Origin of the sequence: Chamaesiphon polymorphus CCALA 037 (assembly GCF_003003845.1) — a bacterium.
In the GTDB taxonomy this organism is placed as follows: domain Bacteria; phylum Cyanobacteriota; class Cyanobacteriia; order Cyanobacteriales; family Chamaesiphonaceae; genus Chamaesiphon; species Chamaesiphon polymorphus.
The window spans coordinates 1-7,180 of record NZ_PVWO01000304.1 but is presented as its reverse complement, the minus strand read 5'-3'; the positions used below and the strand labels follow the sequence as shown (position 1 = coordinate 7,180).

Here is a 7,180-nt window from a genome sequence, read left to right as displayed (position 1 = left end):
ATTTGGATGTTCGCTCTCAAACCCCAAGATCGATCCACCCAAAAACTTGCCCTGCCCCGATAGATGTAGTTCGGTACGATCGTTCAGTGCTGCATCTTGGAGCAATGCCAGCGCAAAACCTTTCGCCACTTCCACAAATTCCGCCTCATTTTCTGGCCAGTCCACAGGCTTCCCGAACAAAAGCAAGGTTTGTCCGATCGAAGCCCGCACGCTACTGGGTAATAAGCAGCCTTTGGGGTTTAAATGCTTACCGAGTTCTGTCACGGTAAATTGGGAATTTTCATAGCAGCGAGTCAGATCGATCGCATAGCTATCATGTATCACCGCCGGATAGATTGCCACCTTCACGCTAGGTGATGTCAAACTTGCCGGAATATCGATCTGGAGCGTCTTGCCATCTAGATCCGGCAACAGTGGCACGATTAGCTGCTGTCGCTCTTCCCTGGAATATGAATTAACAGTATCCTCAGCAAGCTTAACAATTCGATCGCGTTCGAGCTGAGTCAACTTCGGCAATTTTTCAAGATCGGCAATCCTGAGCGGAGTAGCTAGATCTGCCAACGTATCCCAGATAACTTCAGCATCTTCGACCTTGGAACGAGCTTTGCACAGGTGAAAAGCTTGCAAAACGAGTTTCGGGCGAGCGAGGGCTGGCACATGCTGATTGACTGTGTTCATGGCTGGGGATTTTGTGGTGGTAGAACTGGCGTTCCGTATACCCTATGCATCGTATTCAAAATGGTGTATTTGTAATCTTCTGGCTTAGGTGCTGGAACTCGATCGCCCATTCCTGGCGATCTTTCGCCAGAATTTAACTGCGACTTGATAATTTCACACAGTTCGGGACGAGCTTGACAATATTCACTCACTCGATCGGCCAGATCGTCAATATCTCCAGACCATTCAAGAGCCTGAGCGTACAAGTCATGATGGTCGTCAATGACTGCTGGCTTTTCTTCCAGCAGATTAATAAAAGCATCCAGGATCGCAGTAGACATCAGTTTTACTCCTATTATTGCCGTTAACAGCAAATAGCTCGGCGGGATGAGAACTATATCTATAGTAATATTTCTCTTGACATCTGGACGATGGATTGAAATCGATCGTCATCTGAATGTGTTCTTCAAAATACATCGTGCGAAGTTTATTTATTATAAAAGATACAAAAATCCTACTATTTTCTAAAACAAGAGGCGATCGACATATCTCTATTTCTTCCAACTGCTGCACATAATCTTCTAACTCAGTCATTGAAAAAACAATGCTTCACAATTAGAAGATCGAGCTTCTAACTGCTGAAATCGACTCTATCCATTTCATTACGCAGCAGCTTTTTCGCCAGTTGACTCCACAGTTGCCTCGACCTCAAACGAATAATTGGGATGACAGTCAAAGTATTTAGTACTTGCCAAAGCTTGAGTTGCTTCCTTTAGCCATTTATTCAACCGCCGCACCGAAGGTTTGGGCATCCATTCAGCTTTAAGGGCATCGCCAAACTGGATATTTCCATCGAGAATTTTGGTTTTCACCGCCGGATCGAGCAGGAGTTCGGGGATGACGATCGACTCAAACCCATAAGAGGCGAGATATTTAGCCACCAACTCATCCCAATCGAACCACCGCCAATCGATATCGGTCGCCGCGCCGCGATTGAGTACTAAAACGTGGGGAATCTTGCCCTTACTGCTTTCGACCGAATCTTTAAATAGCTCGATCGATTCGTTCGTCCCATTGCTGACGAAGAAATGAACCACATCGATCGTGTTGCTCGGCTCGGCTAACATCCCCACCACATCGTTATCATCCAACCAGCGTTTGACATAGCCTGCTACCTGGGAAGGCAATACCACTAGCACATCCTGCTGCTCTGCTAGGGTGAGAATGCGATCGGCTTGTAAGTAGGTACTAGCATCACCAGAAAAGACGATCTGCCGATCGAGAGTAGCAGTTGAGGGCGAATTGCCAGCAGCTAGGGTCGGTGCCGCCGCCACGCGCTCGCGAAAGCCCGTATATAATTCCTTAGCATAGGTCAAACCTACATTCGGAGTAGAAGCGTCTGCATCGACCAGGTGAAAGGGAACCTTCGCCGCTAACAGTTGTTCGGCACAGACGCGCCCGACCATACTTTTACCCATCCCCCCTTTCTCGCCGCCAAGTAGCCAAATTTTGGTACGTTCGGTCTTTTTCTTTCCTGCCATAATTAGTACTTCCTCTTGTCGATTGTTGGTATTTTCATTGAAGTTGAGGCAAATGCGATCGTCGGTGTGAATCGATCGGATACATCACCTATTGCCTTTTTTAGTGGATGACTTGGGCATCAGATATTCATGCAGACAGTAGACATCTGCCATACGAGATTGATATGCCGCTGGTACATCTAAGGGGGGCAACTTGAATGCCCGATCGTTAAAAATTCCCGGTCGATTGCCACAATCGGGACGTAATGGTAATCTCGGTTTGAGATAATCCACAAAATCGGTCTTCAACACATCCGCCGTACCGCCTGAGAGCATCACCTCTTCGATGTCAGTGGGTAATTTATCTGCCAACCAATCCTGGATCGCTTGCCAGTAAAGAACTTTGGTAGATTCAATCGTTTCGATCGTCTGTTGGCGTTCCCGATCGCGATCCTTAGTAGAGCGCAAAATTGGATCTAAAACATCCTCATCCTTAGTCAGCCAATACTCAGCTACCGCATCAGTCAAGGAACCCAACTCATAACCTGAAGTTTTCTCCAGAATTAAATCGCTCCAGAACTTAAAACCCAGATCGCAGGTAGCAGGGTTAATCAGTCGATCTCCTTGCAGAGCGTAACAACTGATATTTCGATGTCCCGCCATGATTACCCCAAACTTGACTGTTCCAGGGCGTTGTAAGCGGTAGAGATGGACGATGCCAAAGCCTTCGGGATAGAAGGTAATTGCTTTGAGATCGACCTTCAAACCCCCCAAAGGCGTATCAAAATCTGCCAGAGCCTCGCCTAACTCAAGTTGGAGCTGCGATCGATCGCTAAACTCCCCAGGCGGTAGCAAACAGCCCAACTCTAGGTCGAAACTTCGCCCCAAACTCCAGCGATTAGCCAAAATCGACACCACCGCCAACACCTTGGCAGCGACAGTTTGCGACTTGAGGCGTTTGAGAGCTTGGGTAGCTCCTAGGCTCACAGCTAGGCTTCCCACAGCAAAATACCGATTGCCCACCCCCACAAAACAGCGATGCAACAGATCCGCACCCAACTGTTGACGATAATCGTCCAGATATTCGCTCCTGGCTTCGATTGCCTCTGGGGACATCACCAATGCGTTCGCGTAGCGTCCCCTTTGGGGAATCGATTTATCCCCAGTCGTTGCCATCGCTTTGGTCGAACTGCCACCAAAATCGATCGCTAACTTTAATTGAGATCGTCTAGTCCTAGCCATAGTTACTAATCCAAGGCAGAGAAGTCATAGCTAAACTCATCGCTGGTGGCGATGGGCGATGGAGATGGGTTTGCCGATTCCAGCGATGAAGTCGGCAATCCGATCGACCTTAAAATTTCACTGGGTAAATTAACTTCATCCTGAAGCCGATGGTAAGTAACGATATCTAACATTTGAGAATGCAAATTTTGCAAACATCTAATTGCCGCTCTTTCGATATCATTTTTGTTCGCCTTTCCTGACTCTGATAAAGCGATCGACTCATAAAAGTTTAATAAAGCCTTAGTAGCCTTCTCTTTTCCAGTCGCTTCCGAACTGTCTTTCAAATACTCCGCAATCGCTGCCTCTTGAGCATAGCGATCGTTGAGTCTAACGGTAAATAAATTTTGGCTCTTTCCGCTCATAAACGCGAATGACAAACAAAGAGAATTTAGCTAATAATCTCAATTATTGCGATCTCTCTCTTCCAGGGCAACTAAGTAATTACTGAAAAATAGTAAAACGACTTAATACAAATTACTGCACCGCTTTAAAATTAAGTGTGATAGCAGGTAAATTCCTATATCACTAGCACGGCACTGGGATGACACTAGAAAATGACACCTAGAGTGGAATACAATAGCTATAAGAAAGCACTCAAATAGCACTGACCCGATCGATATGGCACTAGGGCAGCACTAATAGGACAATCGCTAATTACTAATTCAGCCAAAAAATCCCAAAAAATCTCTAAGTTTATCAGCAAAATAGCTAATCCAACTGAGTGTACAAATCCACTAAAATCGGATTAAGTTAACACGGGTTCGGGAGTGGGTAGCAAGCTGTGCTTTCGTCCGTACATTTTTCACTCTAAAAACTTAAATTAGCACAGCTTGCAAGTGCTTTTCCCCCTCGACCTCCCTTTATTTCAATCGCTAACTAACTCACAAAAATACCTGTTTTTTCAGCTAAAAATAGTGTTATTTCATGTAACTGCATTTGTGACAAAACAAATTACATTTATGTATAAAAAGTAATCGACGTAAGTTGAAATGTAATAATGAGTAATCGACACCAGACCAAGCCAAAAATTGACACTTTGGCAGGAAAAGAGCGGCGGATAGAGGTAAGAGTAAGCGATCGAGAGTTACAAATCATCGATGCTTCCGCCGAAAGAACGGGTTTAAATCGCTCGGAATATTTACGCGCCAAGGGATTAGAGGGAATTTACATCAAGAACGGGAGTTTACCCGATCCGGATTATGCCCATTTGATGCTTAACTACCGAGAGTTATTGACACAGGGTAATAACCTCAACCAAATCGCCAGAGCTTTGAATGCGGCTCGATCTAAAGGAGAATCGGTGGAGGATTATTTAGCAGCGGTTGCAGCCACGATCGCTGTCAACCAGCAGACTTTACAGCAAATCCAAGACTTATTGAGCAATAGAGATGACAATAGGTAAAATTAGTCGCGGTGGCGGTTTTCGTGGCGTACTCGACTATGTACTCGACCCTAAGAAGAAGCCACGTATTATTAGTAAGTGTTCGGCAGGATCGACCCCAGCGGAATTAGCGCGGGAGTTTAGACAAATCTCCAACCTGCGCCCCAACGTCAAAAAACCCGTCCGCCATTTTTCCATCTCCTTTGCGCCGGAGGATGGAGCAGTAGACGATCTAGTCAAAGAAGCGATCGCACTGCGCGTCTTGGATGGCTTGGGTTATCGAGAATGCCAGTTTATCACCATCGCCCACGATCGCCACGATCCGGGACACGACCTGACCCACGACCACGACCACATTCACATCGTCACCAATGCCGTCACTATCGGCGGCGCACACGTCAGAGATAGTTTCGATCGATACCGCATCCAACCGATCCTGCGGGAAATAGAAGCAGAATTCGGACTGCACCAGATTTCATCATCTTGGCAAGTGAAATGGGAGAAAGCCAGAGCCAAGCATTTAGATAGTGACATCGCCAAACTCATCGACTCAACCCTCAACAGTAGCTTGGATTTGAAAACTTGGCTCGCTCGGTTGGAGGAGTCAGATATAAACGTGCGCTTCCACCTCAGTAAGGACGATAATGTCAAAGGTATTACTTATCTCAAAGATGGGGAGATCTATAAAGGCAGCGATGTCGGCGCGAGTTGGAACGTCATTAGCAAGCGGTTGAATGCGGCTGTGGGCGATCTCGACCTGATGAAGGCGGCAAATCTTATGAGCCAGACCAAACCCGCACGTTTGAGCAAGAGCCAGCGATCGATGTTCGATCGAGTGGTGGAGATGGCTCGATTAAAATTAGGGCATAAGAGCAAATTTAAGAATAGTCGGGTCGAAATCGAGCTGGAAGGAGATAGCTTGAGGGTGTTGCGGATGCGTCCCCATAAGTTGATGTTTAGAGCTACTCAAACCGCTAGTGGGTGGGAACCCGTAGGCTTTGTGAATGTCGATCGTCGGGATGTGGAATTGCTGGAGCGGATGAATGGAGCAGAAGAACTACCTGCAATCCCCATCCAAAGATCGCGTGAAGCCTCCGAGGTACGAGAATCCACCAATTCGCTGGCAATCTAGATTTATTTTCTAAAGTAATTACTTTAGAAAATGTCATTCACCCGCAGGAATGTGTGACTTCTTGCATAAATTGGCACGATCGTCAACCATAAATTGGCTTCGCAATAACGAAAATACGTCGTTTTAGGGGATGCTGGCGATCGAGTTTTCAATCATAACTTGGCATTGAGTACCTAAATTCAATCATAATAAGGCCATGAGTTCTTTTTTGATAATTGTGTGCCAACATCTCTAAAAATGGCAATTTTCAAGAACTCTCTGCCAAGTTATGGTTGATTTTTGGGGAGATTAGAGCGCATGATCGAGACAAATTTACCCTCCCGATTCAGCACACAGTCATTGCTAGGCACGATCCGATCGTGAGAGGAGCGTCAACTAGAAGTACTGGATCGGATTTGAGAGTAATCGGTCGTGCTTGAAGTATTCGATCGAGTGCTTTAAACACGATCACGAAGTGTCTCGCCAGGAAGCCGCAGTTGCAATTAAGGTAAATGATTTCCCTTCGGGATGGCTGTAGAACACACTTGAGGGCACTCAATTTTTAAATCAAGGTACTTGGAGTTGTCAAGCATAACTTGGCCGAAACGGCCAAGTTATGCCAGAAGTCACAGAATGCTTCGCGACTGCGAGCGAATGCACTCGATCGAGCGCGATATTAGTACCAGAGCAGAGATTGAACGCTTGAGATTCGATCGTATTTTCTAAAGTAATTACTTTAGAAAATAGTATTCCCTATCGGAAATTTCCCTCAAATGCGCTTGATAACGGTCGAGCGGGCGTAAGCTTCATGCCTAAGTAGAGATTGAAAGCTTGAGATTTCGTCAAATTTTCTAAAGTAATTACTTTAGAAAATTAGTCCGACGAGCGCAGGTACTCCAAGATCCCCACGACTGAGGTATTCTGCTCGATGAGACTGCGAACCGTCTCGACCTTACGGCGCGGCACGGTTTGGGTCTGGGTAACAAACTTACCCCCCTCGTCCTTCTGTTTCCAGGTGAATTGCCAATACCAATGCTGGGGATTGCCCAGCTCGCGTTCGCCCTCCACGGGTGGATACTCACGAGTTTTGCCATCCTTATCTACCTTCTGCTGGGTAAAATTGCACAAACTACCAGATTTCCCTGGAGAGCGTGCGGATCTGATTTTCACAGTATAATTGAAATCTAAATAATTTAATACTTGGTAAGCTTTATAGCTTGCCATTTT

General features: G+C 46.1%; 8 protein-coding genes and 1 pseudogene. 2 read left to right on the top strand and 7 right to left on the bottom strand.

Translation table 11 applies throughout. The features are described from left to right. From C7B77_RS19740 to C7B77_RS19720, 6 genes and pseudogenes are all read right to left on the bottom strand, one after another. Positions 1-678 (bottom strand): annotated as a pseudogene (locus C7B77_RS19740) (hypothetical protein); the annotation flags it as partial. After that, the gene (locus C7B77_RS19735; RefSeq protein WP_106308745.1) at positions 675-998 is read right to left on the bottom strand and encodes a hypothetical protein; all 324 of its coding nucleotides are present in this window, start codon (positions 996-998) and stop codon (positions 675-677) included. The gene C7B77_RS19735 and the pseudogene C7B77_RS19740, both read right to left, overlap by 4 nt. Further along, a complete protein-coding gene (locus C7B77_RS29350; protein WP_146138411.1) occupies positions 967-1,251 on the bottom strand; it encodes a hypothetical protein in 285 nt (94 codons plus the stop codon). The genes C7B77_RS19735 and C7B77_RS29350 overlap by 32 nt, the downstream gene beginning before the upstream one ends. A gap of 68 nt (positions 1,252-1,319) precedes the next feature. Further along, positions 1,320-2,198 carry a P-loop NTPase family protein gene (locus C7B77_RS19730; RefSeq protein WP_106308742.1) on the bottom strand — a complete coding sequence of 293 codons (879 nt, stop codon included), beginning with the start codon at positions 2,196-2,198 and terminating at the stop codon, positions 1,320-1,322. Positions 2,199-2,282: 84 nt separating this feature from the next. Continuing rightward, positions 2,283-3,419 (bottom strand): acetate and sugar kinases/Hsc70/actin family protein, encoded by a 1,137-nt coding sequence (locus C7B77_RS19725; RefSeq protein ID WP_106308740.1) that lies wholly within the window; start codon positions 3,417-3,419, stop codon positions 2,283-2,285. A gap of 5 nt (positions 3,420-3,424) precedes the next feature. Next, entirely contained in the window at positions 3,425-3,823 is a 399-nt protein-coding gene (locus C7B77_RS19720) for a hypothetical protein (RefSeq protein WP_106308737.1), read from the bottom strand. Positions 3,824-4,458: 635 nt separating this feature from the next. On the opposite strand from C7B77_RS19720, the gene C7B77_RS19715 reads away from it, so the two are divergent. Together C7B77_RS19715 and C7B77_RS19710 are read left to right on the top strand one after the other, a co-directional pair. Next, the gene (locus C7B77_RS19715; RefSeq protein ID WP_106308734.1) at positions 4,459-4,863 is read left to right on the top strand and encodes a plasmid mobilization protein; all 405 of its coding nucleotides are present in this window, start codon (positions 4,459-4,461) and stop codon (positions 4,861-4,863) included. Further along, positions 4,850-5,974, top strand: a complete 1,125-nt coding sequence (locus C7B77_RS19710; RefSeq protein WP_106308731.1) for a relaxase/mobilization nuclease domain-containing protein — start codon at positions 4,850-4,852, stop codon at positions 5,972-5,974. The genes C7B77_RS19715 and C7B77_RS19710 overlap by 14 nt, the downstream gene beginning before the upstream one ends. An 852-nt stretch (positions 5,975-6,826) precedes the next feature. On the opposite strand, the gene C7B77_RS19700 is transcribed toward C7B77_RS19710, so the two are convergent. Further along, positions 6,827-7,180, bottom strand: a 354-nt coding sequence (locus C7B77_RS19700) for a hypothetical protein (RefSeq protein WP_106308725.1), incomplete at its 5' end; no start/stop codon positions are given.